This window comes from Salinisphaera japonica YTM-1, assembly GCF_003788585.1.
GTDB lineage: Bacteria > Pseudomonadota > Gammaproteobacteria > Nevskiales > Salinisphaeraceae > Salinisphaera > Salinisphaera japonica.
In genome coordinates this window covers 57,039-83,819 of sequence record NZ_AYKG01000003.1, presented here as the reverse complement: position 1 = coordinate 83,819, position 26,781 = coordinate 57,039, and the positions used below count along the sequence as shown (strand labels likewise).

The 26,781-nt window shown below is 62.8% G+C and carries 28 protein-coding genes and 1 tRNA gene; 21 read left to right on the top strand and 8 right to left on the bottom strand.

Features of this window, described 5'->3' with window-relative positions; translation table 11 throughout:
* The first annotated feature begins 288 nt into the window (after window positions 1-288).
* Both SAJA_RS02110 and SAJA_RS02105 read left to right on the top strand, forming a co-directional pair.
* Entirely contained in the window at window positions 289-657 is a 369-nt protein-coding gene (locus SAJA_RS02110) for a YidH family protein (RefSeq protein WP_123657011.1), read from the top strand.
* Window positions 658-990, top strand: coding sequence for a DUF202 domain-containing protein (locus tag SAJA_RS02105; protein ID WP_123657010.1), 333 nt, complete (start codon window positions 658-660; stop codon window positions 988-990).
* A 19-nt stretch (window positions 991-1,009) separates the two neighbouring features.
* On the opposite strand, the gene SAJA_RS02100 is transcribed toward SAJA_RS02105, so the two are convergent.
* Entirely contained in the window at window positions 1,010-1,798 is a 789-nt protein-coding gene (locus SAJA_RS02100; RefSeq protein WP_123657009.1) for an undecaprenyl-diphosphate phosphatase, read from the bottom strand.
* A gap of 55 nt (window positions 1,799-1,853) precedes the next feature.
* On the bottom strand, window positions 1,854-2,660 hold the full coding sequence (locus SAJA_RS02095) for a GNAT family N-acetyltransferase (protein ID WP_123657008.1): 807 nt from the start codon (window positions 2,658-2,660) through the stop codon (window positions 1,854-1,856).
* A 183-nt stretch (window positions 2,661-2,843) separates the two neighbouring features.
* On the opposite strand from SAJA_RS02095, the gene SAJA_RS02090 reads away from it, so the two are divergent.
* Window positions 2,844-3,446 carry a class I SAM-dependent methyltransferase gene (locus SAJA_RS02090; RefSeq protein ID WP_123657007.1) on the top strand — a complete coding sequence of 201 codons (603 nt, stop codon included), beginning with the start codon at window positions 2,844-2,846 and terminating at the stop codon, window positions 3,444-3,446.
* 72 nt (window positions 3,447-3,518) lie between these two features.
* On the opposite strand, the gene SAJA_RS02085 is transcribed toward SAJA_RS02090, so the two are convergent.
* Window positions 3,519-4,706, bottom strand: coding sequence for a putative solute-binding protein (locus SAJA_RS02085; protein WP_148070948.1), 1,188 nt, complete (start codon window positions 4,704-4,706; stop codon window positions 3,519-3,521).
* A 116-nt stretch (window positions 4,707-4,822) separates the two neighbouring features.
* Here SAJA_RS02085 and SAJA_RS15050 point away from each other — a divergent pair, with 116 nt between their 5' ends.
* Window positions 4,823-5,044 (top strand): hypothetical protein, encoded by a 222-nt coding sequence (locus SAJA_RS15050; protein WP_148070947.1) that lies wholly within the window; start codon window positions 4,823-4,825, stop codon window positions 5,042-5,044.
* Window positions 5,045-5,057: 13 nt separating this feature from the next.
* Here SAJA_RS15050 and SAJA_RS02080 read toward each other — a convergent pair whose 3' ends face one another.
* From SAJA_RS02080 to SAJA_RS02070, 3 genes are all read right to left on the bottom strand, one after another.
* On the bottom strand, window positions 5,058-8,138 hold the full coding sequence (locus SAJA_RS02080) for an efflux RND transporter permease subunit (protein WP_123657005.1): 3,081 nt from the start codon (window positions 8,136-8,138) through the stop codon (window positions 5,058-5,060).
* Window positions 8,131-9,282 carry an efflux RND transporter periplasmic adaptor subunit gene (locus SAJA_RS02075; RefSeq protein WP_123657004.1) on the bottom strand — a complete coding sequence of 384 codons (1,152 nt, stop codon included), beginning with the start codon at window positions 9,280-9,282 and terminating at the stop codon, window positions 8,131-8,133. The genes SAJA_RS02080 and SAJA_RS02075 overlap by 8 nt, the downstream gene beginning before the upstream one ends.
* Window positions 9,283-9,386: 104 nt before the next feature.
* The gene (locus SAJA_RS02070; RefSeq protein WP_123657003.1) at window positions 9,387-10,004 is read right to left on the bottom strand and encodes a TetR/AcrR family transcriptional regulator; all 618 of its coding nucleotides are present in this window, start codon (window positions 10,002-10,004) and stop codon (window positions 9,387-9,389) included.
* Between the two features lie 98 nt (window positions 10,005-10,102).
* On the opposite strand from SAJA_RS02070, the gene SAJA_RS02065 reads away from it, so the two are divergent.
* The 17 genes from SAJA_RS02065 to SAJA_RS01980 all read left to right on the top strand — a co-directional run bounded on the left by SAJA_RS02065 (window position 10,103) and on the right by SAJA_RS01980 (window position 24,505).
* Window positions 10,103-11,569: an efflux transporter outer membrane subunit gene (locus SAJA_RS02065; protein ID WP_123657002.1), complete on the top strand. Its 1,467-nt coding sequence runs from the start codon at window positions 10,103-10,105 to the stop codon at window positions 11,567-11,569.
* Between the two features lie 331 nt (window positions 11,570-11,900).
* Entirely contained in the window at window positions 11,901-13,214 is a 1,314-nt protein-coding gene (locus tag SAJA_RS02060; protein ID WP_123657001.1) for a tyrosine-type recombinase/integrase, read from the top strand.
* A 1,025-nt stretch (window positions 13,215-14,239) separates the two neighbouring features.
* Window positions 14,240-14,410 (top strand): monooxygenase, encoded by a 171-nt coding sequence (locus SAJA_RS02050; protein ID WP_425471631.1) that lies wholly within the window; start codon window positions 14,240-14,242, stop codon window positions 14,408-14,410.
* Window positions 14,407-14,649: a hypothetical protein gene (locus SAJA_RS02045; protein ID WP_123656998.1), complete on the top strand. Its 243-nt coding sequence runs from the start codon at window positions 14,407-14,409 to the stop codon at window positions 14,647-14,649. The genes SAJA_RS02050 and SAJA_RS02045 overlap by 4 nt, the downstream gene beginning before the upstream one ends.
* Window positions 14,639-14,830, top strand: a complete 192-nt coding sequence (locus SAJA_RS02040) for a hypothetical protein (RefSeq protein ID WP_123656997.1) — start codon at window positions 14,639-14,641, stop codon at window positions 14,828-14,830. The genes SAJA_RS02045 and SAJA_RS02040 overlap by 11 nt, the downstream gene beginning before the upstream one ends.
* Window positions 14,823-15,095 (top strand): hypothetical protein, encoded by a 273-nt coding sequence (locus SAJA_RS02035; protein ID WP_123656996.1) that lies wholly within the window; start codon window positions 14,823-14,825, stop codon window positions 15,093-15,095. Before SAJA_RS02040 ends, SAJA_RS02035 begins: the two co-directional genes overlap by 8 nt.
* A 111-nt stretch (window positions 15,096-15,206) precedes the next feature.
* On the top strand, window positions 15,207-15,971 hold the full coding sequence (locus tag SAJA_RS02030) for a helix-turn-helix domain-containing protein (protein ID WP_123656995.1): 765 nt from the start codon (window positions 15,207-15,209) through the stop codon (window positions 15,969-15,971).
* Entirely contained in the window at window positions 15,964-17,262 is a 1,299-nt protein-coding gene (locus SAJA_RS02025) for a replicative DNA helicase (protein WP_123656994.1), read from the top strand. The genes SAJA_RS02030 and SAJA_RS02025 overlap by 8 nt, the downstream gene beginning before the upstream one ends.
* Window positions 17,262-17,762, top strand: a complete 501-nt coding sequence (locus SAJA_RS02020) for a hypothetical protein (protein ID WP_123656993.1) — start codon at window positions 17,262-17,264, stop codon at window positions 17,760-17,762. Before SAJA_RS02025 ends, SAJA_RS02020 begins: the two co-directional genes overlap by 1 nt.
* A complete protein-coding gene (locus tag SAJA_RS02015; RefSeq protein ID WP_123656992.1) occupies window positions 17,759-18,046 on the top strand; it encodes a hypothetical protein in 288 nt (95 codons plus the stop codon). Before SAJA_RS02020 ends, SAJA_RS02015 begins: the two co-directional genes overlap by 4 nt.
* A complete protein-coding gene (locus SAJA_RS02010) occupies window positions 18,039-18,488 on the top strand; it encodes a hypothetical protein (RefSeq protein WP_123656991.1) in 450 nt (149 codons plus the stop codon). Before SAJA_RS02015 ends, SAJA_RS02010 begins: the two co-directional genes overlap by 8 nt.
* A gap of 12 nt (window positions 18,489-18,500) precedes the next feature.
* On the top strand, window positions 18,501-19,496 hold the full coding sequence (locus SAJA_RS02005; RefSeq protein ID WP_123656990.1) for a major capsid protein: 996 nt from the start codon (window positions 18,501-18,503) through the stop codon (window positions 19,494-19,496).
* Between the two features lie 2 nt (window positions 19,497-19,498).
* Window positions 19,499-20,857, top strand: a complete 1,359-nt coding sequence (locus tag SAJA_RS02000) for a S49 family peptidase (RefSeq protein ID WP_123656989.1) — start codon at window positions 19,499-19,501, stop codon at window positions 20,855-20,857.
* A 9-nt stretch (window positions 20,858-20,866) separates the two neighbouring features.
* Complete coding sequence (locus SAJA_RS01995; RefSeq protein ID WP_123656988.1) at window positions 20,867-21,229, top strand: head decoration protein; 363 nt, start codon at window positions 20,867-20,869, stop codon at window positions 21,227-21,229.
* Window positions 21,230-21,484: 255 nt separating this feature from the next.
* Window positions 21,485-21,748, top strand: coding sequence for a hypothetical protein (locus SAJA_RS01990; protein ID WP_123656987.1), 264 nt, complete (start codon window positions 21,485-21,487; stop codon window positions 21,746-21,748).
* Entirely contained in the window at window positions 21,745-22,008 is a 264-nt protein-coding gene (locus SAJA_RS01985) for a hypothetical protein (protein WP_123656986.1), read from the top strand. Before SAJA_RS01990 ends, SAJA_RS01985 begins: the two co-directional genes overlap by 4 nt.
* Before the next feature lies 1 nt (window position 22,009).
* Complete coding sequence (locus tag SAJA_RS01980) at window positions 22,010-24,505, top strand: hypothetical protein (protein ID WP_123656985.1); 2,496 nt, start codon at window positions 22,010-22,012, stop codon at window positions 24,503-24,505.
* A 204-nt stretch (window positions 24,506-24,709) separates the two neighbouring features.
* On the opposite strand, the gene SAJA_RS01975 is transcribed toward SAJA_RS01980, so the two are convergent.
* Window positions 24,710-24,785: transfer RNA gene (locus tag SAJA_RS01975), tRNA-Ile, on the bottom strand.
* A 97-nt stretch (window positions 24,786-24,882) separates the two neighbouring features.
* Window positions 24,883-26,781, bottom strand: coding sequence for an RNA polymerase sigma factor RpoD (gene rpoD / locus SAJA_RS01970; RefSeq protein ID WP_123656984.1), 1,899 nt, complete (start codon window positions 26,779-26,781; stop codon window positions 24,883-24,885).

Below are 26,781 nucleotides of genomic sequence, written 5' to 3'. Positions count from 1 at the left end.
CCTCGTCTTGCCGCAAAACAGCGCTTGGCGCGGACTCGTACGAAACGGCAACAGCCCCTAGTCATCGCAGGGCGTTATGGCGGTCGTTGGACGCGGTCTGATCAGCCGCCAGGATGCGTGCTGGCACAGCGCTGGTGTATCGCTTCGATAGCAATTATCCATAGCCGCGAGCATGGAAAAAGCGCTGCACGCGAGGATAGCGCTTGGCCGCGGGTGGCAACGCTTGGGTATGCAGCGGCCAAGGCCGCATACTTCACGCTATTCGCTATAACGATATTCGTTTCGAGCATGGCCAAGCCCACGGACAGACCCGCGACCGAAGAATGTGAGCCGGATTATCGTTTCACTCTGGCCAACGAACGTACGTTTCTGGCCTGGATACGAACGGCGTTGGCCTTGCTGGCCGGGGCCGTTGCCATCACGCAGTTGGTGCCCGATCTGGGCGTGCCGCTGGCGCGCCAGATCATCGCCTCGTCGCTGGCGATCATCAGCATCGCGGTCGTTGCCGGCAGCGCGCTGCGCTGGCGCAGCACCCAGCTCGCCATGCGGCGCAGCCAGGCCTTGCCCGGCACGGTCATGCCCTGGGCGTTATCGATCGGCGTCATGGCGATCGGTGGACTGGTCGTGGGTCTGGTGCTGCGCTACGGCGTGAACTAGATGAGCGCCGCCAACCAGTCACCGAGCGAGGCAGGCCTGCAGGCCGAACGTACGGATCTGGCTTGGTCCCGTACGGCGTTGTCCTGTGCCGTCAACGGCGCCTTGTTCGCCTTGCAACATCACCTGCAGGGCCCGGTCTGGGTTGAAGCGAGTGCGATCGGCCTGGCGGCCATGCTGTGGCTGATGACCTGGCTGATGAGCACACGCCGGCGCCGGGTGCTCGATCGGCGCCCGTTGCCCGAACCACTTGCCGCCCCGGCCACGATCACACTGTTGAGCCTGGGCACAGCCTCGCTCGGCGTGCTTACGCTCGTGCTCGTCTGGATCGAATAGTCACGCCGGCACGGTGCTTCTAGCCGCCGATCCAGAGCAACAAAGCCGCCCCGAAGATGATGCGATACACGGCAAACGCGGTGAATCGATGGCTCTGGATATAACGCAGCAGCCATTTGACGGCGACAAAGGCGACGAGGGTCGACACCACAAAGCCAACGATCACACCGGGCCAGTCGATATGCGCGGCGTGCCCGGCCTGTACCTCGGAGACTAGCTCATAGCCACTGGCGGCGAACATGGTCGGGATACCCACCAGAAACGCGAACTCGGTGGCCGCACTACGGTCGTTCGTGCCGGCCAGCAGGGCAACGAAAATCGTGGTCGCCGAGCGTGACGTGCCGGGAAACAAACCCGCCACCATCTGGGCGATACCTACCAGAATCGCGACCGTCCAGGTCACATGCGCCGAATGCGGCCGGCGCGCGGCAACCTGTTCGGCCACGATCATCCAGATCCCGCCGATGATCAGCGCCCAGGCCACCGGCCCGATTTCCGTGGGCAGGGAAAACCCGGCCTTGACCGCGATCAGGCCAAGTACGGCCGTGATGAGAAAAGCCAGCGTCAATTTACCCAGATAGGCGCGTGTTTCTGAATCGCGCCAACCGGTCGCCAATTCGTAGAGCCGTGTGCGATAGATCAAACAGACCGCCAGAATCGCGCCGGCCTGGATCACGATATTGAACAGGTCCGAGCGCAGCCCCAGCCAGCGTTCGGCGATCAACAAGTGTCCGGTGCTGGAAATCGGTAGAAACTCGGTAATGCCCTCGATGATGCCGAGCAGCACCACATTGATCAGATCGCCCACGAAACGGCCCTTCGTCGAAAAGCGTGCAGCTTACCGAAGATGGCGTTGTACGGGGCTATCGTCTTGCCGCTTGTAATCGCGTTTGGCCAGCGTGCCCGCCTGGTGGGGCCACGCCTAGAAAATGACGCGCATAGCGCGGGGTCAGTGCCGCCAGATCTAGATGCATGAACACATCGGCCACGTTGAAATCCGGGTCGTGGCAGGGCGCGCCGCCGACTCGGGCGCCGATACGCAAATAGGCCTTGATCAGCGGCGGCAGGCTGATGCTTTGTGCCATCTCGCTGGTGCCTGGCTCGGGCAACGCACGATAGGGCGCGACCCGGCAATCCGCCGGGGCGGGCTGGCGGGCCAGGATACGGTTACAGATCGCATGCGCCTGGCCCAGGCCGCCGGCCAAGTCGATACTCGCGCAGCCGATCAGGTGATCATAATCGTCCCCGCGGATCAGATCGGCCAGGCCGGCCCACAGGGCGGTGATGGCCGCGCCGCTGCGATAGGCCGGGTCCACGCAGGTGCGTCCGATCTCCAGAAACCGCCCGGGCCGTTCCAGTACCGCCGCGATATCAAACTCGGTCGCTGAATAAAACCCGCCGGCCACAATCGCGGCCTCGTGGGTCAATGCCCGCGTACTGGCCACCAGGCGATGGGTGGTCGAATCACGTACGCCGATATGCAGGCAATACGCATCCAGCGCATCGGTTTCGCGCCCGGGGGCGCCGGCGGCTCGTGCGCCTTTCTCCTCAACGAACACGCGATGGCGCAGCGCCAGGCTTTCGGCGACGTCGGCATCGGTCTGGGCGAATTCGTGATAAAAGCCGCCACTCGGGCGGGGCGCGACAGGCATCGAGAGTACGGCAGACATAAGCAAGCGCCTTTCGTGGATCACTTGTGAAGGTGACTTGCCACGCAGTCTCCGCGTCTCAGATGATGCGCCGATGACCTGGCGATGACGGGCCCATGACAACGAGCGCCGCACGATCGTGGCGCGTGCCTCGGATCGGGGCGCTGTCACTGCCCGGTCATGTACGGCGTGTTGACTGGGGCCATGCCAACCCAAACCCCACAACCGCTGGCCGATATCGCCACCCTGTGCCGGCTATGGCTGACCAAGCCACGCCAGATAGCGACCTGGGCGCCCAGCAGCGGCGATGTCGGTCGGGCGTTCGTGCGCCAGCTGGCCGGCGCGCCCGACGGCCTCGTCGTGGAACTCGGCGCCGGTACCGGCCCCATTACCGCGGCACTGCTGGAAAACGGACTGGCTCGCGAGCGGCTGATCGTCATCGAAGCCGATCATATTCTTCATGCCCGGCTGTGCCGGCGCTTTGGTCCTGAAGGCATGCGCTGCCTGGATGCTCGTGACCTGGCGCCCACGCTGGGTGACGCCTTGGCGCGGGGTGGTTACGAGCACGTCAGCGCCATCGTCTCGACCCTGCCGATACTCAACTTTGCAAAAGCCGACCAGAAAGCGGTTCTCGATGGCTGTTTCGCTCATGCCGCACCCACGGCGGTCATGACCCAAATCACGTATCTGCCCGGCTCACCGGTGCGCCAGCGCGCATTGGCCGGGTGGGGCTATTACGCCCAGCGCGTTGCGCGTGTTCGACATAACTGGCCGCCGGCCACGCTATGGCAATATCAGCGCGCCTGAATTGGGTGTTGTCGGCCGCCTACAGCCGACAAGCGCACGGCGCGCTGTCGGCCAGGGGCGGCCAACCATCTTCTAGTTTGCCGCTCCGCCTTCGGTGGCCTGGCTACATTCGGCTCTTGCCGAGTCGCTGTCGCAGCGAATCTTCTTGAGCAGATGTTGCATGCGATGGTCGTACCAGCCGCTGGCCCAGAGATCACCCCGCGCGCGGCGTAGCAGCTCGACATATCGGGCCTTGTTCTGGGGGCTGATATCGACCCAGTGACGCGGCAAAACATCATCTTCGGCGGCGCGCATCCGAACCAGCGCCTTATCAAACAGATGATCGATGACCCAGCGACGTGACCGGGCGCCGAAGTCGTCGGGGAAACGTCCCTGATGCACGATGATCTGTACCGACAGCATCGATAGCACCAGATCGGCAATGCCGCCTTGCTGGCCAAGCCCTTTGGAGAGTTCGAGCCCGTCGTAAGCGATGGCCGGTGCGAACGCCATATCGACCGAGCCGTTGGTGAACATCGGCCCGAACGTGGCAATCGATGCGTTGACTGCCGACGCCCCGGCCGCATCCACGATCGTCGTTTGTTGTTTGTCGCCGGTCAGTACCGCGATTTTCTTCCCGGCGCTATCGGCCAAGCTGTCCAGATATTGTTTCCGGCGCGCGAAAATGAACACCTTGCCAAACGGCATGACGCCGACGACTTCATAGCCGTTTTCCTGCATGTACGGTGCGGCTTTCGGGCTCGACATGACGCGGATTGCCGTCCGCTCCTGGTCATAGGTCTGAAGCCCGCCCACCATATCCAGAGAGCCGGCGAATTTGACGAAGTTGATGGTCTTGATGCCGGTCAACGCGGCCAGATCACAACGCCCGGCCTTGAAATCGCGGGCAGCGACCTGTTCGTCGGTATAGGCCCGGGGCTTGAGTTTATAGCCCCAGGCGTTGGCCTGAATCACATAGTTCTGCGCGATCTGATAGAACACGCCGTTGGCCCCGACGGGGTCAAAGATACAGAACGTGCGCTCTTTGGCCGGGGCGGCCGAGACGGTGGCCGTGATCACCAACAGACCAAGCCCGAAGACCAATGACAGGGCGCTTGTATAGGCACGGCCCAGGAGACTGCCCGGGCCGCGTGCCCCGCACACGGGCGCAAGTGTTTCATTCATCACAAGGCGGCGCCTGGCGCGTGGCGAAACACGTTGTCGATCGTTGCTGTACGTGAACGAGCGGATATCGAATCCGGCATGTCTTTTGCTATTCATGACCCCCTCCGTATTGGCAGCGCTTGAGGCGCAGGTGCCAGGTTGTGACTTGCCGCCTGTGGCATCTGAGCAGTTGCCCCGTAAACACGGGCGTTCAGCCACTCATGACGTGTTGCATGATCTTTCGCTGCATGGCCCGCGGCGATATCCGATTGGTTTGTGCGGTGAATTTATTCATCCAGCCGGCCACCACGCTGGCCCGCCCACGCTCCAGACCTGCAATGCCCGCGTTTACCACCGGTTCGGGCGGCGTCATCATGTTTTTTGGCATAGGCTTGGGCAAAAAAGGCCCCCAGACCGCTGGACGCGCCGGTAATCAGGGTGCGTGGGTGTTTTGATGAAGTCATGGCGTTATCCTTGTGCCTTGGGATCGGCGTCGCCGGGGCGAAGGCCGTACCAGATGGCATACATGGCCGGCAGAAAGACCAGCGTGAGAATGGTGCCGGCAAACGTGCCGCCGATCAGGGTGTAGGCCAGCGTGCCCCAGAACACCGAATGGGTAAGCGGCACGAACGCCAGCATGGCCGCCGCCGCGGTCAGAAGCACCGGGCGCGAGCGCTGTACCGTGGCTTCGATGACGGCATGAAACTCGTCGAGCCCGTTTTGTCGATTCACATCGATCTGGCCGATGAGAATCAGCGTGTTACGCATGATGATCCCCGACAGCGCGATCAGACCCACGAGGGCGTTGATACCGAACGGCTGCTGGAAGACGATCAGCGTGGGCACCACCCCGATCAGGCCCAGCGGGCTGGTCAAAAACACCATGAACATGGCCGATATCGAGCGCACCTGAATGATAATGATCAACAAGGTCGCGGCCACCATCAGCGGAAACAGCGGCAGCAGTGCTTTCTGGGATTTGCCGGATTCCTCGATCGAGCCGGCCTCGGCGATGTCATAGCCCGAGGGCAGCGTTTCTCGCAGATGCTTAAGCTCGGCAGTGATCGTGCTGGAGACATCCGGCGGCTGTAGACCGGGGGCAACATCGCTACGCACGGTGATGGTTGGCGTGCGATCCCGGCGGCGCATGATCGGTGCTTCCTGCTCGACCGAGAGCTCGCCGATCTGGGCCAGCGGCACACGCTGGCCCTGGTCGCCGACAAGCGACAGATCCTTGATACGGGCCGGGTCAAGCCGGACATCACCAGCGGCCCGGGCCATCATCTCCACGGTACGAATATCTTCGCGTACCTGGGTGATCTGTGCCCCGCTCAGCAGGAACTGAAGCTGCTGGGCGGCTGATTGCGCATTGAGCCCCATCGCCTGCAGCCGGTTGGCATCGAGCGCGAAATGCAGCGCGGGCACCTTGGCCCCCCAGTCTTGATTGACCGTTCGAGTCAGGGGACTGGCCCGCATGACAGTGGCCACCTGATCAGCGATATCGCGCAGGCGCTCGGTATCCGGGCCGGATACGCGATACATCACGGGGTAGGGCGAATACGGGCCAAAGACCAGTTGCGTGACCCGGACCTGGGCGGCAGGCGCCAGGCCGTTGGCCACGGCCGTGCGCAAACGGTGCTGCAGGGCATCACGCTCGGCCTGGCTGGCGGTACGAATCACGATTTTGGCAAACGACGGATCGGGCAACTCCTGGCCCATGGAGAAATAAAAGCGCGGTGCGCCCTGACCGATATAAGCGGTGACGACTTCCGACTCATCTTGTTCTCTAAGCCAGGCCTCGACCTGTTTTGTGGCGGCTTCGGTCTGGCCGATGGCCGTGCCGTAGGGCATCTGTATTTCAACCAGCACTTCAGGCCGATCCGAAATCGGGAAGAACTGTTTCTTGACCACCGACATACCCAACACGGATGCCACAAACAGCACGACAACGATGGCCGCAGTCAGCCATTTGTGGGCAATGATCCGTATCAGCGCCGAGCGAAAACGTCGATAGCGCGGCGTGTCGTAGACCGCGCCGGGACTGGTGGCGTGGCCCTGGATCTTGGGCAGCAGCTTGACGCCCAGATACGGCGTGAACACCACCGCCACGACCCAAGAGCAAAGCAGCGCGATACCCACAATCCAGAACATATTGTGGGTATATTCACCGGCCGCGGAGCGGGCAAACCCGTTGGGCAGAAAGCCGATGGTGGTCACCAGCGTGCCGGCCAGCATGGGCGCGGCGGTATAGCGCCAGGCATAAGCCGCAGCGGCCACGCGCTCGATGCCTTCTTCCATTTTGACCACCATCATCTCGATCGCGATGATGGCGTCGTCGACCAGCAGGCCCAGTGCCAGAATCAGTGAGCCCAGCGTGATTCGGTCAAAGTTCTTGCCCGTGGCCGCCATGATCACGAACACCATGGCCAGCGTCAGCGGTACCGCCGCGGCCACCACCAGGCCCGCTCGCCAGCCCATGCTGAGAAAACTGACGAGCATGACCACGAGCAGAGCGACAACAAACTTGACCATGAACTGATCGACCGCGGCCTTGATGTTGACCGATTGATCAGTGACTTCTCGCAGGTGGATACCCAGCGGCAGATCCTGGTTGATCGCGGCGACCTCATCGGCCAGGGCCGCCCCCAGGTCCAGCCCGTTCCAGCCCGGGCGCATGACCACGCCCAGCAGTAGGCTCTGCTGGCCGGCGTTGTGCACGATGAAACTGGCCGGGTCTTCGTAGCCGCGGGTGACGGTGGCGATATCGCCTACCCGCAGGCTTTGGCCGGCAACGACGACCGGGGTATCGCGAATCGTGTCCAGATCGTCGAGATCGTTATCCAGGCGCACATATACACGCGGCCCGCTGGTCTCTATCGAGCCCGAGGGCGTCATCTCGTTTTCATTATTGAGGGCGGCAAACACCCGCTGCGGCGTGAGGCCGAGTTTGGCCAGGCGCTCATGCGAAAAATTGATATAGATGCGCTCGTCCTGCTCGCCGATCAGGTTCACTTTCTTTACGCCCGGCACGTGCAGTAACTGTTGGCGCAGCCGCTCGGCGTCACGCACCAGCAGGCGCTGGGGCTCGTCCTTAGCGTTGAGTGCATAGAGCGCGAAGGTCACATCCGAGTATTCGTCGTTGACCTCGGGCCCGATAACGCCTTTCGGCAAGTTGTCGGTTTCGTCACGTAGCTTCTTGCGGGCCTGGTAGAACTGCTCCGAGACCTCGTCGGGCGGTGTACTGTCCAGTAGCTGGAGTTTGGTGAAAGCAAGACCCGGCCGGGTGAAGGTGTCGGTATGGTCGTAGTAGCGCAGCTCCTGTAGCCGCTTTTCGAGCTTGTCGGCGACCTGATCCTGCATTTCCTTGGCGGTGGCCCCCGGCCACGCGGTCACGACCGTCATGACCTTGACCGTGAACGCAGGATCCTCCTCGCGGCCCAGGCCGTAGAAAGCCACGATGCCGGCGATACCGATCAAGATGATCAGAAACAGCGTCACGGATCGTTCTCGAACCGCGAGCGCCGACAGATTGAAGCCCGTTTTATTCACGTCCGAGGATCTCCGCATCGGTTTCACCCGTCGTGGACACGCGTACTTGAGCCTCGGGATGGAGCCGGTCGGCGCCGAGCGCCACGATCTTCTGACCCAGCGCCAGGTCCGCGCTGATAATCGCGTTCTGATCGGTTACGCGCAGCAGTGCCACCGGCTTCCAATGCACCGTTGCGGGCTTGCCGGGGGCAACGGTCCATAACCCCGGACCGTCTCCCGGATCGTGGATAGCCAGTAGCGGCACCTGAAGCGCATGTTTCTGCGTCTCGTCCGGCGCGTGCGCCACGTTGACCGTGACCGTGGCGCCCAGCGGCGCGTCGAGGCTTTGCGTGTCAAGCACGTAGCGTGCTTCATACGTGCGCGTGGCGGGGTCCGCGGCGTCCGAGAGCAGGCGCAGGTGGGTGGCGATCGCGCGATCCCCCTGGCCATAGATCATCGCCTGGGCCGTGCTGCCCAACGCCGGGCGCTCGGTTTCGGGCAGGCTGATCTTGGCCTCTCTCGGGCCCGCCTGGGCGATTCGGATCACGACCTGGCCGGGGGTGACCACCTCACCCGGCTCGGCCATCGTGTTCATGATCACGCCATCGCGATCCGCGATCAGCTCGGCATACCCCTCGGCATTACCCGCGACCTTGGCGTTGGCCTGTGCTGCGTTCAGGTCGGCCTGGGCCGACTCGGCGGCAGCTTGAATCCGGTCATACGTGGATTCGGATATGGCGCCGCTGCCGCGCAGGTCACGATACCGCGCCAGATCTTCCTGGGCCTGCTGTGCGCGAGCCCGCGCGGCGGCGACAGACTCACGGCGTGCGTTCTGAGCCAGCGCCAGATCGTCTGGATCCAGTCGCATCAGGGGCTGGCCGTGTTCGACAGTCTCGCCACGCTCGACCAGCCGGGCGATGACCTTGCCTGATACCCGAAACGCAAGATCACTTTCGACACGTGCCACCACGGTCCCCGTGTAAGCGACGCTTGCTGGCGGCGCCGACTCGACGATCGCCGTGCGGACCAACGGCGGGGCGGTCCGGGGGTCGTCGGCTGTTGCATCAGCATGGCCACAGCCGCCAAGGCCAACGCTCGATATACCCGTGATCAGGCATAGCAGGGGCAGACGAGTCGATATCCATAGCCAGCGCGATTCGATCATGGCGTCCTCGGTGCCAAACAGGATCGAATTGCAGTTTCTTTCGGGTGACTAAATAAGTCAATAGTCACAAAGTCGCGATATGGCTCGCGGCTGTATCGTGCTCGTCAGGGTGCCAGACTGCGTAGCACCAGGCTGGCCAGCTCAAGCGGCGCGCTATCGGCGCGGTCGAGGTTATGCTCGAGCAAGAGCGGGTGCATATAAGGCCTGAGCGCGTGATTGATTGCTCGCGTGGTCTCATCAAGCGGCGTCTTGCGCTCGAATGCACCGCTTTGGCGCCCGGCGATCACGATCTCTTCGATCAACGCTTCGATCTGTCGCTCATATCGGCCGACCGGCGCCCAGTTCTCGGTCGCGGCCGATGCGGCGATCTCATAAAGCTTGAAATCATGAAACCACAGGTTCAGGCCCGCCTTGGCGGCCGTGGAAAAGAGCCGGCGTATCTTTTCCTGTGGCCGCTCGGCCTCGTGTACGGCCTCTTTGACCTCGACCATCAAACGATCCAGGCATTGCCCGCAGATCACTTCGCCGATCGCCTGTTTCGAGGCGAAGAACTTGTATACATAGGCTTTTGAAAAGCCGATAGCGCGCGCCAGATCCGATACCGTTGTCTTGTAATAACCGTAGCGTCTGAAATGTTCGGCAGCCGCAACAACGATTTGGCCGCGAATATCATGCTCTTCGGGGCCGCGGAGGTCAGTGGGCTCGGAAATAGTATCGCTCATACGCAAAGCATATCGTGTGTCGACTGCTTTGACAGTATGTGACCAAATTAGTTTATAGTCACTAAACGCGTTTGTTCGTCGTTTTCCTGAGGCTGGCTATGTCGCTGTTTCGCATCGTTTTAACGCTAGGCAGCCTGACTGCATTGGCGGGTTGTGCCGTCGGGCCGGACTACGAAAGACCAGAGCTTGCGCTGGATGAAAGCTATAGCCCGCAGATAGCCGGCTCGACGGGTCCGGGCACATCCGCGCCGGTCGACGACGCGGCGTTAATACGCTGGTGGAACCAATTCGATGATCCAGCGTTGAGCCGTTATATGCGTTTGGCCTTGGCGCAAAACCTCAACCTTGCCCAGGCGCGCGCACGCGTAACCCAGGCACGGGCAGTCGTTGGCGGTGCCACGGCTGATTTGTTGCCATCGGCCAACGTCAGTGGCCAGGCCGCCCGCGCGTATCAGTCGGTAGAAACCCAGCTTGGGCGAGTACTGAACACCATTCCCACCTACGAACGCTATAACGACAACTACGAAGCAAATCTGACCGCGAGTTGGGATTTAGACCTGTTCGGCGGATTACGCCGCGCGCGTCAGGCCGCACTTGCCGACTACGAAGCCTCGATGGCAGGCGTGGCCGCCACGCGCCTGGGTGTGGCAGCCGAAGTGGCTGATACCTATATGGTGCTGCGTGGCGTGCAGCAACGCCTGGATATCGCACAGCAGAAACTTAATACCCAGCGCGAGCTTCTCCGGCTGACGCGCAAACTCTCTGATCATGGCCTGATACCCGAGGCGCAGACCGATCAACAAGCCGCGCGCGTGGCCCAGACCCGAGCCGCGCTGCCTGTATTGCGGGCCGCGCGAGATCAAGCGACCAACGGCCTGGACGTGCTGCTCGGCGTACCGCCTGGTACCTATCGCAACGACTTTGCATCGACCCACGATATCCCGCGTGCCCCGGCCCTCAACGCGATGGGCAGCCCGCGTGATCTGCTCACGCGACGCCCTGATCTGATGATTGCCGAGCGCCGGCTGATGGCGGCCAACGCACGAATCGGCGCCGCGATAGCCCAGTACTACCCGAGTATCTCGTTAACCGGGCTCATTGGTACCGCAACGACGATCGGGGGCAGCAATCTCTTTTCCGATGGCGCCACCCAAGCCGCGGGCGCGGTCGGGCTGCGCTGGCGGCTGTTCGATTTCGGACGAATCAACGCCCAAATCAAGGCCGCGCGAGGACGAAACGCCGAAATGCTGGCCGCCTATCGCCAGACAGCGCTTCAGGCGACCCAAGACGTCGAAAACGCGGTCTCAGCACTCACGAATCGCCAAGAACAAAGCGCCACGCTCGCCAGCGGCGTGGCGTCGCTGGACCGTGCAAGAGCCGCACGCCAGAAAGCCTATGAACGCGGTGTGGCCAGCCAAATCGATGTACTGCAAGTCGATGCCCGGCTTTTGTCTGCCCGCGATGCCGAAGTGCAGGCCCGCGTAAGCGCAGCACAGGCGGCGGTGGCCACGTTCAGAGCGCTGGGCGGCGGCTGGAACTACCTCGGTAGCGCAAAAGACTCATAGCCAAAGCGCCGGCGGGTACGACAGCACCACGCAGCGATTTAAGAATTGGTGGGCCCGGTCGGACTCGAACCGACGACCAAGGGATTATGAGTCCGCAACCATACGAATTAGTCTAAACTTACATGCGCTTCTCAAGCCGTTGCAGCGTAAAGGATACGGCGATTTTTAGAGCATTGTAGATATATCTGCGTTAGTCTGCATTTACGGCAATTTGCTGCCCAGGTGCTGCCCAAGTGCTGCCCAGGGCGACCGAGGGATTGTCGTAAAGGTGGCCGCGACGTATTGCACCACGTCGCGGCCGGACCACAGACCACCTGTAGAGAGGTGACGCATGGCCAGTGCAGATGCTACCAGCCGGGTGAACTTCACCCACCGCCGCGTGGATACTTTCCGCTGCCCTGATGGCAAATCCGGCGCCTACCTTTGGGATGCCCGCACGCCGGGCCTTGGCATACGCGCCCGGTCGAACGGCAGTCGCCACTACCTGTTCCAGACCCGCATGCAACGCGAGACCGTGCGCGTGACGATCGGGCGGGTGGAAAGCTGGTCCCTTGATGACGCCCAGGCTGAGGCGCGCCGACTGCGCGTGTTGGTCGATTCAGGCGTGCATCCGAAGGAAGAACAACAAGCACACCTCGAACAGCGTGAATCACAGCGTCAGGAGGCAGCCCGGGCGACCGTGACCCTGGCCGACGTGTGGCCCGTCTACATCGCAGCGCGCCAGGCCAACTGGAGCGAGTCACACCGCCTCGATCACGACAAGATGATGCAGGCGCCCGGCCAGCCTCGGCGGCGCTCTCATAAGACCACCACGGCCGGCCCGCTGTATGAGCTGAGCGCCGCGCGCTTGGTCGATCTCGATGCTAGCCGTATCACGGCCTGGATTGAGCAGGAGAAAGCGCATAGGCCGACCGTGGCAGCGCGAGCGTATCGGCTACTGCGGGCGTGTCTTGTCTGGTGTGACGAACAGCCGGCCTTTCGTGGCCTCGTGGACGTGCCCCGCGTGTTCAGTAGCACGGTGCGCCGGGCAGTGCCCAAGCCGCGCGCCAAGTCGGACGTGTTGCAGCGCGAGCAGCTCGCCCCGTGGTTCGCGGCCGTGCGCACCATCGACAACCCGGTGATGGCGGCCTATCTACAGGCGTTGTTGCTCACTGGCGCTCGGCCCAGCGAGATGGCGCGTCTGAAATGGCCCGATCTTGATCTGCGCTGGAACAGCGTGACGCTGCGTGACAAGGTCGAGGGCGATCGAGATATACCGCTCACGCCCTACCTATCCCAGTTATTCGGCTGGCTGCCACGACGCAACGAGTGGGTATTCTCAAGTCCCACGGCCGAATCCGGGCGCCTGACCGACGCCAACCACCGTCACACCCGCACGCTACAGGCCGCGGGCCTGCCGCACGTCACGCTGCACGGGCTGCGCCGGAGTTTTGGCACGCTCTCGGAGTGGGTGGAGTGCCCTGTAGGCGTCGTTGCCCAGATCCAGGGTCACAAGCCGAGCGCACTGGCCGAGAAGCATTACCGCCAACGGCCGCTTGACTTGCTGCGCATGTGGCATGTGCGGATCGAGGCTTGGGTTCTTGATCAGGCAGGGCTAGGACAGCCGAAAAGTCTTAACGCAAAACGTTTGGAGGCCGCTCAGTAACGAATGCTAATTCATGCTTGCATGCATGTCCGGAATAGTGCAGCATTTATCGTAGAAGCTGTCAGTATTGCGTCCAAAGGTTGCGCTACAGGCGGCTTTTTTGTGTCCGGATTATTTAGCGCGGTCCGACGAATACAACCCGCTCTAACCAATTCCCATTAATTCATACTTGCTCGATTTAAATCGGTGCGGTATGGAAAAAGGAAAGCTACCAAAATAGTATCCAACGGATGCTGCCTTGGTAGTTTTTTTATTTCCGGAATATCTAACAGAGCCCGTCAATTGAGCGGGCTTTTTTGTGCATATCAAATATGCGCCACGAACCCGCCCTCGAGCGGGTTTTTTTATGTCTGGAGAAAATCTCATGGATCAAGAAAACCAGCCGGCGAATGGCCTTTCGACCGAAAGCTTGGCCCGCGCTATCGATGGCAAGGCTAGCGCCATTCGGGTTCGACTTTGCAAAACCGGTAGCTACCACGGCATCAAGCCCCGCAAGCTCCCAAGCGGCCGTCTACTTTGGCCCAGTGACTCGGTCGAGCGCCTGCTAAAAAAGAAGCGGAGCACCACGGCATGAGAACGCTTGCAACGATCTCTAAGTGGTGGCATATTCCAAATGTCCTCGCAAAATCGAGGGCCGGGTTTAGCAGCCTGAATGAATCTAGGCGCACAAGCGCCAACCACCTAAGCGGCGCTTTTTTTGTGCTCGCTCTCAATGGTGGCTGTGCGTGGGAGGCTTTCGAGCCTGCCGGTTTCCTAGATTCCCGGTCTGCTAACCCGCGTACAGCCATCTCCCTTCGATTAGCAGCGAAAGGCGGTGGCTCCAATAATCTAGGAGCCGCAATGCAAACCCCATTCCGCGCGAACCGCCGCGCACACGCCCATCGACGCATGGCCTATGCCGCCCTGCGTTCTGATTCCAGCCTCGCTGTCCGGCTGAGGCGCTACAACCGTCACATGTCGAAAGCTCGCCGCTTGGCCGATGCGGGAGAGTTGTCATGAGTGTGAAGAACAGCGCAAGCACTGGCATGTCGACAGCGGCTTTCGCCGATTCGATCGGGGCGAAAGCCGGATCGATCCGCGTCCGCCTGTGTCAGACAGGCTCCTACTTCGGGATCAAGCCTAAGAAGCTTCCCAATGGCCGCCTGCTCTGGCCAGCCGACTCCGTTGAGCGCCTTTTGGGCGAGGTGCCGGCATGAGCGATCACACCCGCAGTTCACTCGAACGCTTGAACGAGATCCACGCTGCGATCGAAGGCATCGCGGAGATTCAGCGCGATATCGATTTCGAGCGCGTTTGCAACATTGGCGAACCCGAGTGGTGGACTTCGCGCCACGAGAGCAGCTTGATCAACGCCACCCGTCTGCTGGCGGGTCAGGCCGCCAAGCTGACCGAGGATATTCAGTCCGAGCTCAAGGCGGTGCGTCATGGCCGGTAATGTCATCGATCGCGCGTTCTACGTCGCTGAAGCCCGCACCACGCCCGGCGGCCAGCGCATCACCGAACACGCCTCCGGCCGGTTCGATGATGCCGACGAGGCGCGCCAGGCGTGTATCGCCATGCGTCATGCCGAACCCGAGCGATCGCTGCACTGCGTGGAGGTGACCAGCTATGACTGATCACCACCACCTTGAGGCCTTCGAGGGCTGTAAGCGCGTGATCGTCTACGTCCACGGCGACACGGGCGAGATCGCCCGGCGTGCCACCCATGGGGCGATGGACGATCGCGGCTTCATCGAGCGCTTTATCGGCCGCGACGCCGCCCGGATCGGGGCGGCAGTCGAGCGGATTGCGCACGACGGCATGACTGACGAGCGCCTGGCGGATCTGACCAACGGCCGAAAGGCGTTGTCGCAGATCCGGGCCATTCTCGACCAGACGTAGAAAGGCCCATCTCGAGGGACGATCGAGACGGGCCTACTTACCTACGGCACACGCCGCATCACAGAAATATAACAATAGCAGGCGTGTGCACGATCTGTCACAGGAACGTGCATGGATTCTAAAGAAAAGTTGCCATTTGTCGTGCGCTGGCGCAAGGCGCTGTTGTCCGAGAACGGCCCCGAAAAACCGATGACGCGTTACGTGCTCGATGTGCTTTCCAAGTACATGCAGCCCGACGGCACGCAGTGCTACCCGTCTACGCGATCGATTGCACGCGATTCCGGTCTCAGCGAGCGAGCCGTGTGTGAGCACTTGGCGCTTGGCGCCGATGCGGGGTGGATTGTGAAGACATCGCGCCAAGCCGGTGGGCGCGAATGGCGAAGTCACTTATACATCCCAATTATCCCCTCGGGCGCTGACTCTCAGTTAGTACCCGATAGCCGAGGCACTGACCGAGAGTCAGTGACTCATGATCGGGGCACTGACTCTCACAACAGTGGGGCACTGACTCTCACGCCGCGGGGCACTGACCGAGGGTCAGTCGAAGTAACCAAAGAAGTACCCAAAGAAGTAAAGACTCGCGCGAGACCTGATGAACTGCCCAAATCGGTAACCACCGAATTGTGGTCGGACTTTGTCGATCACCGGAAAGCGCTCAAGAAACCGATGACGGATAAGGCCGTCTCGATGATGGTTTCCAAGCTCGCCAAGCTTGAGGCTGATGGGCATAGCGCTGCGGATGCCTTGAGCGAATCAATTATTCAGGGCTGGCAAGGCGTGTTCACCCCGAGGTTTGGCGACCGAACTGCCGGGGCCGCCAAGCCCAGCCAGCGGCGTGTATCGCCCTCCGACCATTTCATCGCCAGCTATGACTGAGCCCACCCGAATGTTCGACGAGTCGGCCGAGCGGGCGGTGATCGCCGCGGCGGTGTTCGATGACAGCGCAGTGGTGGATATCGCATCGGTCATCACGCCGGGCGATTTCTACGTTAGTGCCCATCGGGCCATCTGGCAGCGCGTTGTGCAGCTGCACGCCGCCGGCACGCCCATCGATGCCGTCACGCTCGGCGATGCCGTGCGCGACGATGGTCACACGGTGCTGGCGGGCCAGATCGCGCTTGATGCCTTCACGGCGGCCAACGCGGCCAGCTACGCGCGGATTGTCTCCGACTGGTCGCGCCGCCGCGCCGTGGTGGCCGCCTGCCAGCAGGCGATCGCAGGCGCGACGAGCTCCGAGCCCGGCGAGCTGATCGCCGATCTGGCCGGGCGGATCGAGGCGGCCGGCGAGCAGGCCATTGGCGAGAGCCTGGACATGCACACGGTCATGACCCGGCTGATGGGCGAGATCGAGCAAGCCAGCCAGACCGGCGATGACGGCTTGGTGGGCGTGCGAACCCGCATCCCCATGATCGACGGCGCCCTGGGCGGGCTCTGCCCCACGCGGCTGATCGTGCTGGCGGCCCGGCCATCGATCGGCAAGACCGCGCTCAGTTTGCAGATTGCGGTGAACGCCGCCCGAGACGGCGTGCCCGGCGGAATCTGTTCGCTCGAAATGGGTGAGACCGAGCTGGCCGCCCGCATGAACGCCTATCACGCCGGGGCCAACTTCACCCGCCTGATGCGTGGCCGTAGTGACGCGCTCGATCGCATGGTATCGGCATGGCGCAGCGATCAGCCGGGCACCTGGCCGCTTCACCTGGACGTGGATACCTACGGCCTGGCCGGCATCGAGGCTCGCATCACGTCGTGGAAGCGCCGGCACGGCATCCGGTTCGCGATCGTCGATCACATCGGCCTGGTCGAAGTGGAGGGCGACAAGAGCCCGTATGACCGTGTGAGCCTCGTGTCACGCCGGTTGAAGAAGCTCGCCAAGCGTCTGGATATCGCGATCATCGCCGTGGCCCAGCTCAACCGGGCGCTGGAAAAAGAGCGCCGCAAGCCGACGCTGGCCGACCTGCGCGACTCGGGGAATATCGAGCAAGACATCGATATCGGCATGTTCCTGCACGTTGACCCCGACGACATGGACGCCCAGCCGGTGCCCGTGCAGGTCGGCTTTCTCAAAAACCGTACCGGGCGCCGTGGCTGGCAACGTGAGGCGTTGATGTTTGACGGCCAGTGCCAGACCTTTCGCGAGCAAGCCGTGGGATACGGGGGGCCGAGCTGATGGCCTCCCCGGTCAACCAGTTCCGCGACCTGATCGAGGCCCTGGAGGTCGGCCCGGAGGTGCCCGGCGACGTGGCCGCTTGGCTGCACGACGGCTGCGTGCGCTTCGCCACCGGCGAGACGCGTTCGCTCGATGCAGCGCTCGGGCTGCGGGGGCAGGGGATCAATCGCCCAGCCAGCCAATACGCGTTGGAAACCCGCGACGCCGAGCTGATCGCGGCGCTGAACCTGATTGATGGCAAAAGCGATCGTGCCCGCTGCAAAGAGCTTCGCCGCCAGATCGCCGCCTTCGACTCTCGCACCTGGCCACGGGTGCGGGCCTACCACCGACCGCCGGATCGACTAACGCCGATACAGGCACATCTGTTTCATGCGTTCAAGACGGGGCAACACATGCCGGAGGCCGGGCGCCTGGCCGAAATTGCACGACGAAACCCCCTGTTTTCCTCGTGCAAAAAGGACGGAATCATGGAAGGCAGTCAAGAACCGAGCGGCTCATGAATCCGAAACTGATACGTCTGGAAAACCTCGCCGACGCCGCACATGCCCAGCTGCGCCAGTGCGGCGAGAACCTGCGCAAGGCCCGCGAGGAGCGCATGGCGCTGGATCGGCACCGCGAGGATCTGGAAGCGAAGAAATTCAAGCTCAGCGCCTCCGACCGCGAGCGTCTGAACGAGCTGGCTGATCGCGTAGAGCATCTGACGGGCGTCTACGACGACCTGCGGGCAGACCACCGGGCCAAGCGCGATCTGTTCAACCGCTGCAAGGAGCACGCCCATGGCTAAGCGCCCCGAGAACGCGGTGGCCGATCATCGCGAGGCGATCACCGAGTTGAAGGCGGCGCGGGCCGAGGTACTGGCCCAGCCGACCACGCCCAGCGAGGCCGAAACCCGTATTGATCGATATCTGGCCGGCGAGGCCGCGCAGTATCGCGAGCGGGCCACGGTCGAGCGCCTGAAACACCGCGGCGCCATCGACGATCTGGGCACGAAGGACAATGCGTTCTTTGCCTTCTATTTCCGTGAGCCCATCAAGGCGGCGCTCATGGCCGAGATGGCCGAGGGTATAGCACAGGGCGACCGTGCCGCGGAGATCGAGCGCATCGATACCGATCTGTACGCGGCCGAGCGGGCCGAAGAACAGGCGATCTGCGAGGCCGAGGCCCGCGGCCATTCCATTACCCGGCGTGCCGATGCTGATCCGCGCACTGTCCTGTCTGTCGAATAACCGGAGGCACGTATGCCCTCACTCGATATCTTTCGCGGCGATGCCTTCCACATGGATACGTTGTCGCACACCGTGAACCAGATGCCGCGGCTGGAAACCAAGCTGGCGGCCATGAATCTATTCGCCCAGAACGGCATTCGCACCACGGAAATGTGGATCGAGCGTCAACAGGGCGACCTGAGCCTGGTACAGACCCGGCCCCGGGGCGCGCCCAGCCAGCAGATGCGCGGCGACGATCGCGACGCGCTCAAGTTCAAGGTGCCGCACGCCAGTCTGGAGTCGACCATCTACCCGGACGAAGTGCAGGACGTGCGTCGGTTCGGAAGCGACAACGAGATGCAGTCGGTGCAGGAGGTGGTGAACGCCCGGATGACCAAGATGCGCCGGCACATCGACGCCACCACCGAGCACATGCGCGTCGGCGCTTTGAAAGGCCAGATCCGCGATGCCGATGGCTCAATCATCCATGACCTGCATGACGAGTTCGCCACGTCGCCGACCAAGGCCAGCTTCCAGTTCAGCGATCCGGCGGCCAAGATTCGCCAGTCGTGCCTTGGCGTGTCGCGCACGATTGAGGACGAGCTGGGCGAGGAAGGCCACAGCGGCATTACGGCCATCTGCGGCCCGATGTTCTTCGACGCGCTGATCGATCACCCCGACGTTCGCGAGGCCTATGCCCGCTGGCAGGACGGGGAAGCCCTGCGCAACGACCCGCGGGCCGGCTTCCAGTTCGCCGGGATCGAGTTCGTCGAATACCGCGCCAAGACCAACGGCAAGAACTATCTCGACCCCGACGATTGCCTGGCCTTCCCGCGGGGCACGTCGCTGTTCATCGAGCGCTACGCACCGGCGGACTGGATCGGCGCCACCAACACAATCGGCGCGCCGGTCTATGCCCGCATGGCCGTCGATCCCGAGTTCGAGCGCTGGGCCAAGGTGCATGTTCAGTCGAACCCGCTACCGCTGGCCGTGCGGCCGTCGATCGTGACCCACATCGAGATGGCCTGAGCATGTACCCGCAGCTCGCCAATCGGATATTCAATCGGTGCCACCTGATCGAACCGGCCGCCGGGCGCACTCTGATCGGGGCGCTGGGCCGACGGCTCGACGTGGACTCGGTACAGATGCCCGACGGCGCCGTGTTGGATGCCGAGGCCCTGGCCGAGACGGCTGGCAACACGCAACGCCGTGAAGGCCGGCCCCTGTTCGAGCGCTTGGGCAACGTGGCGGTGATTCGGGCGACCGGCACGCTTGTGCATCGGTTCGGCCATCTCGATCCGGTCAGCGGCATGAGCGGCTACGATGGTCTGGAAGCCAAGCTCGACGCCGCGATGGATGACGCCACCATCGAGGGCATCATCTTCGATATCGACTCGCCAGGCGGCGAGGTGGCCGGCTGTTTCGATCTGTGCGATCGGATCTACGCCGCGCGGGCCGATAAGCCCATCTGGGCCTTGGCCGACGAGCAGGCCTGTTCGGCGGCCTATGCCATCGCCAGCGCCTGCACGCGCATTGTAGCCCCGGGCACGGCCCGCATCGGCTCGGTCGGCGTGCTTACAGCGCATTGCGACCAGTCGGCCATGCTCAAGGGGGCCGGCCTGGACGTGACGCTAATCTATGCCGGCGAGCACAAGGTCGATGGCAACCCCTACGCGCCGCTGGCGCCCGACGTGCGCGAGAACATTCAGGGCGAGATCGATGCGCTGTACGAGCGCTTCGTGGGGCTGGTCGCCCGTAACCGGGGCATCTCGGCCAACACTGTGCGCGATACCGGCGCTCGTGTTTACGACACGGCCGGCGCCGTCGAGGTCGGGCTGGCCGATGCCGTCATGCCCAGCCGCGATGTGCTGAACGCCTTCAATTCTTCATTGCGCCGCGGTGGCGGCGTGTCTTTCGCCAATATCAAGGAGCGATCCATGGCGCTGTTCAATCGTAACCGACAAGCCGATACCGACGAAAAGGTCTATACCGAAGCCGAAGCGCGAGCTGCGTTCGCCAGCGGCGCCGACGCGGCCAGCCTGGAAAGCCTGGTCTCGTTATGCGGTGACAAGAATCTAGCTTCGCTGGCCAAGCCTTTACATGACCGGGGCGTGACGCAAGAGCAGGCCGAGGCTGTGATGATGGACGCAAGCGACGTGCGAGACCGGCTTGCCGCGACTTTTCCCGTAGACATCAACGCCGCGACTACCTTGGCCGATCAATTCATCGTGGCCGCCTACAGCGGCGATACGCCGCGCTTTGGGCCGGCCATCGGTGCGCTGATGGTCGATGCCGCCGCGGTGATGAGCGGCGAGGAGATCGACCATCACCCGCCGGCCGGCTACGAGCAGGGCGGAAGCGCCTTCAACCCCGAACAGTATTACCGCTAGGAGATCACCATGATCGTGAAAGAGCAGACACACGCCGGCGAGTTCATGGTCAGCGAGGCCAACGGCTCTCGCTCGCGAGAACAGATCACCATCGCCTACTCGAAAGACCTGCCTCCCGGCACGGTGCTGGGCAAGGTCAACGAGACGGGCAAGTATCGCCAGCTCGACCCGGCCGCTACCGATGGCAGCGAGACACCCGGAGGCGTTCTGTATGACTGGTCGGACGCTTCCGCCGGTGACCGCAAGGCGGTGGCCATCGTGCGCGATGCCGAAGTCGTGCGGGCCAGTCTGGCCTTTGCCGATGGCATGAGCCAAGACGATAAGAATGCAGCCCTCGACGCGCTCGCCGAGCGTGGCGTGGTCTCGCGCTGAGTTTGTCCGGGCGATGGCTTGTGCGGCTCGCCATGCCGCCGGCTCCCCATCGTCCGGGCGCCCCGCTCGCCGGCCTGGGGGGTTGTGTCCCTGGGCTGGCGAGCACCTACACCCGGCCCCGCGCCCATCGGCGAGGGGCCCCTGGCCGAATCGATCGTGTTTACGAAGCGGCGGACTCGCGGTTTTCGACTAATTTTCGTGCCCCTTAGGGCAGCAGCAGCAGGGCGCTATGCAGTAGCTAGGTAAGTGATTGATATGCAAAAGAAAGCGGCCAGACGACAAGTGACCGAGCTGGCGAAGCCGCCCAATAACCCGACGCATCAACCGCGCAACGACGGCTTTCGCTGGAACATCTCGACGATCGGCGCCGCGCTGAACCTGCACCGAGACACGGTGCGCGCGAAGCTGCGCACTGCCGGCATCGAGCCCGATGGCCATGTCGGCAATTCCCCCGTCTACGAGCTATCGCGCGCTATCCCCGCCATCTATGGCCACGAGCCACGGGCGCCAAAACGATGAGCAACGATAATCGCGTCGTGCCATTCGGGCGCCCAGCCGCTGCGCCCAGCGAAGTGCCGGCCACGATAGTGCTGGAACCACTCAACGCCGGCGTGACTGCGCAAAACCTGCCCGCCCGCCTGTATCACGCGGGCGTGATTACGCGTGCCGAAGCCCAGGCGCTGGATGAGAAGGCGGCCGCCTTTGCCAGCGCGGTGCGGCGCCACCTCTCCAAAGAAATGAACGAATGCTGGCCGGCTGCGCCAGCGATCGAGGGCTGACATGGCACGACAATACAAAACCGGTCTTGTCATCACCGGCGACGCCAAGGGCGGCATCCGCGCGATCCGGGCCACCGAGAGCGAGATCGCCAAGCTCGACGCGGCCAGTGCGCGCTCTGCCGCCCGGCAGCGCCGCACGGCGACGGTCGCAGCGCGAGGCTATCGCAACCTGACCAGTACCATCGCGCGCACATCGGCCGCCATCGGCGCCTTGGGCGCTGGGGCCGCGGTCGGCGGCCTGATATCGCTGACCGCCCGCCAGGCAGAGGCCGCGCGCGAGGCGGATAATCTGGCCCGCACCCTGGGCACGACGGCCGGGGAAGTGCAGGCATTCCAGTACGCCGCCGAGCAGGCGGGCATCGGGGCCGACAAAGCATCGGATATCTTCAAAGATCTGGCCGACAAGATCGGCGATGCCGCCCTGACCGGGGGCGGCGAGATGGCCGAGGTGCTGGATCGTATCGGCGTGTCGGCCGACCAGCTCCAGCGCCAGAACCCCACCCAGCAGCTGGAGACCATCGGCCAGGCCATCCAGGGCTTGCCCCGAGCGCAACAGGTCAACGTGCTCGAAAGCATCGCCGACGACGGCGCACGGCTTCTACCGCTGCTCGACAACGGCGCGGCGGCGCTTCGTGAGTACACCGATCAAGCCCGGCGCTTCGGCATCAGCCTGTCCGCCGTGGACAACGCCCGGCTGGTCGAAGCCAATCAGAACATGCAAGAGCTGCGCGGGCTGGCCACGGGCGTGTCGAACCAGTTCGCCATCGCCATGTCGCCGGCAATCGATCAGGCCGCGGGCCACGCGGACGAGATGGCCGCGATCTTCAGAGACGAAGACTTCAAGAACGGCGTGGCGACGATCGCCAGCGGCATGGGCAGTATTGCCACCAGCGCCGCGCGCAGCGTGTCCGAGGTGGGCAAGCTCGCCGACGCGATAAGCGGATTCGATATCGGCGGTATCGCGTCTTTTGCTGCCAGCCGTACCGGCCCCGGCTATCTCTACGATCGTCTCTTCGGTGACGAGGACGATGCAGGGGTGCGCGATAAACCGGTGCCGGCAGGCCCCACATCGCAGACGACCATCACCGCGAACGCGCCGCGTCGCGGCGTCACCCAAGGCGCGCCGAGCCTTCTGGCCGACTACGACAAGACCCATCGCAAGCTCGAACAGCTGCAACAGGATCGGCGCAAGCTCCAGGCGGCAATGGCCGACGACCCGGCCCATGTGGCCGCCTACCGGCGTGCGATCGCCGAGGTCGATTCACAGATCATCAAGCTCTCGCAGAGCAACAAGAAAGCCACCGCCACCCTGACCGAGCAGCAGCGCGCGGCCAATCAGCTGACGAGCGCCTTCGAGAGCGAGCGCGATAGCCTGCAACGCCGCATCGCGCTGTACGACGAGAACAGCCTGGCGGCACAGACGGCCTACGACGTAGAGCAGGGCGGTCTGAAAGGCATTTCAGCTGAGCGCCAGATTCAGCTCACACAGATGGCACAACAGCTGGATATGCTCGATCGCCAGCGTGACGCTGTGGCCACTTTGTACCCGGAATGGCAGCGCCTGGAGCAGATCAAGCAAACCCGAGCCGCGGCCAATGACCTGCCCGAGGGCCTGCAAGCGGCCGGGCAGGCCCGAGCCGGCCAAATGGCGCAGAGCATGGCGACACAGGGCCTGCCCGGGATGTCCGGGCTCGATCCGCAGTACAACGGCGCCTTCGGCGAGGCCAATCGTTTGGGCGATGAGCGCGACCAGTTCGAGCAGGCTTACCAGCGACGCCGGGAAGCGTTTCAGGAATACGCCCGCCAGCACCAAGAGGACAAGGCCAACGCCAACGCAGCAATCGAGGCGCTGGACCAGGCCCACAACAATCGGATCTTGCAATACGACCAGCAAATCGGCCGCGCGCGCATCGCCGGCAGCGCTCAGACGTTTTCCAGCCTAGCCGACCTGAGCCGGACGTTTGCCGGCGAGCAAAGCGGCATATATCAAGGACTGTTCGCAGCGTCGAAAGCGTTTAGCGTGGCCAATTCGGTGCTGGCCACCTATGACGCCATCTCTGGCGCGTTCAAATCCAGCCTTCCTTTCCCGGCCAACCTGGCCGCGGCAGCGACTGCGGCGGCACAAGCAACGTCGATGCTATCCGGCGTTGGCAGCGTGGCTATGGCCTCCACCGGTGGCCTAGCCGGCCAGGCCCACGACGGCATCGACAGCGTTCCGAACACCGGCACCTGGAACCTCGAAAAAGGCGAGCGCGTGGTCGACGCACGCATGAACCGTGACTTGACTCGCTATCTCAACCAGCAGACCACCAACAACACGACAAACCAGGGCGCCCGGTCAATCCACGTCACCAATCACGTCACAGTGCAATCCAGCCCCGGCCAAAGCCAAGAGCAAGCTCGCCAGCAGGGCATCGAGGCCGGTCGGGCACTCACGACGAAGATCAAGAGCGTACTGGTTGATGAAAAGCGGGCCGGTGGGATCTTGGCGCGTTAGCCGTTCTCGGACCTTTTCGCTATCTGCGAAAGCAGAGCATGCGCGGGTTGATGAAAGACGAGATGCGGCTGGGCGGGGTGTTGGATGAGGGTAGGCAGTCGAGCCACGTCAATCGATTGAATCGGGTTGCTGCCCATATGCTGCCCAGAGCAAGACCCGGAAAAAGCCTTGTGTTGGCGAATCGGGATAAGCAACTGAATTTAATGGTGGGCCCGGTCGGACTCGAACCGACGACCAAGGGATTATGAGTCCCCTGCTCTAACCACTGAGCTACAGGCCCGTCGTCTTGTCAGACGAAAACGCCGGATGCGTTGCGCATCCGGCGCGAAACTATAGCGCGCCGGCCTTGTCGGGCCAAGGCCGGCGGCGGGTATGCGTTATTCGTCCAGAAAGCTTTTCAGGAACGTGGCACGCGAGGGGTGGCGCAGTTTGCGCAGGGCCTTGGCCTCGATCTGGCGGATACGCTCGCGGGTAACATCGAACTGTTTGCCGACTTCCTCGAGGGTGTGGTCGGTGTTCATGTCGATGCCGAAACGCATGCGCAGCACTTTGGCTTCTCTCGGGGTGAGGCTGGCCAAGGTGTTGTGCGTGGCCTCTCTGAGGGACTCGCCGGAGGCGGAATCATCGGGCGCGATGGCGTTGATGTCTTCGATGAAATCGCCGAGGTGCGAGTCTTCGTCGTCGCCGATGGGGGTTTCCATCGAGATCGGTTCCTTGGCGATCTTCAGAACCTTGCGGACCTTGTCCTCGGGCATCTCCATGCGCTCGGCCAGTTCTTCGGGGTTTGGCTCGCGGCCCATTTCCTGAAGCATCTGCCGGCTGATGCGGTTCAGCTTGTTGATCGTCTCGATCATGTGCACCGGGATACGGATGGTGCGGGCCTGGTCGGCGATCGAGCGGGTGATGGCCTGGCGAATCCACCAGGTGGCATAGGTCGAGAACTTGTAGCCGCGACGGTATTCGAACTTGTCCACGGCCTTCATCAAGCCGATGTTGCCTTCCTGAATCAGGTCCAGGAACTGCAGGCCACGGTTGGTGTATTTCTTGGCGATGGAGATGACGAGACGCAGGTTGGCCTCGACCATTTCTTTCTTGGCACGACGGGCCTTGGCCTCGCCGATGGACATCTTGCGGTTGATTTCCTTGATGTGATTCACGTCCAGCGAGTTTTCGTTCTCGATCTCGCGGATGCGATTCATGTGGCGCACGATGTCATCGCGCCGGCTGGCGATCGTCGAGGAATAACGACGTTTGGCCCGGATGAGCTTGTCGAGCCAGTCGACGTTGGTGATGTTTTCCGGCAGCTGGCGGATGAAATCACGCCGCGGCATGCCGGCTTCGTTCACACAGATGCGCAGCATGTCGCGCTCGGCACTGCGGATATCGATCATGGCCGTGCGCAGCTGCAGCGTGAGATCGTCGGCTGTCTTGGGCACGAGCTTGAAGCGCATGTAGTGCTGCGCCAAGCCGGCCAGTGCGACCTCGGTTTCCGCGGCTTCGCGGCCCTTGGATTCAAGCTTGTCCACGGCCTGATCGTGCAGACGACGCAACTCGGCGAACTGGGTGTTGGCCTCTTCGGGATCGGGGCCATCGTTACCCGGCGCCGGGGCGCTGTCTTCTTCGTCCTCGTCGTCGGCGTCCGTGTCGGCCTCGGCGCCGGTGGCCTCGGCTTCTTCTTCGTTGACGATCGGGTCACCCGTGTCCGGATCGACAAAGCCGACCAGCACGTCGGTGAGACGCTTGTCACCGGCCTCGACCTGTTCCCAGAGTTCGAGCAGACGCCCCGTGGTGGCCGGAAAATAGGCCAGCGAGTACATCATCTCCGCCAGGCCTTCCTCGATACGCTTGGCGATACGAATCTCGCCCTGACGATCGAGCAGCTCAACCGTACCCATCTCACGCATGTACATGCGCACCGGGTCGGTCGTGCGGCCAAACTGTGGATCAAGTGCGGCCAGCGTGGCGGCGGCTTCTTCGGCATCGTCGTCGTCGTCATCGTTGACGGTGTTGCCGGCGATGGTCATGTCATCGTCGTCCGGTGCCTGCTCGTGCACCGTGATGCCCATGTCGCTGATCATGTTGACGATGTCTTCGATCTGCTCGGGATCGACGATATCGTCGGGCAAAGTATCGTTGACCTCGGCGTAGGTCAGATAACCTTTCTGCTTGCCGTGGGCAATCAGAAGCCGAAGCTGTGATTTCTTGTCTTTGCTGCTCATGTGACTCGCTGCGTGTTGAATCTTAGGGGCAGGGCGCACTCGGCGATAACCAACCAG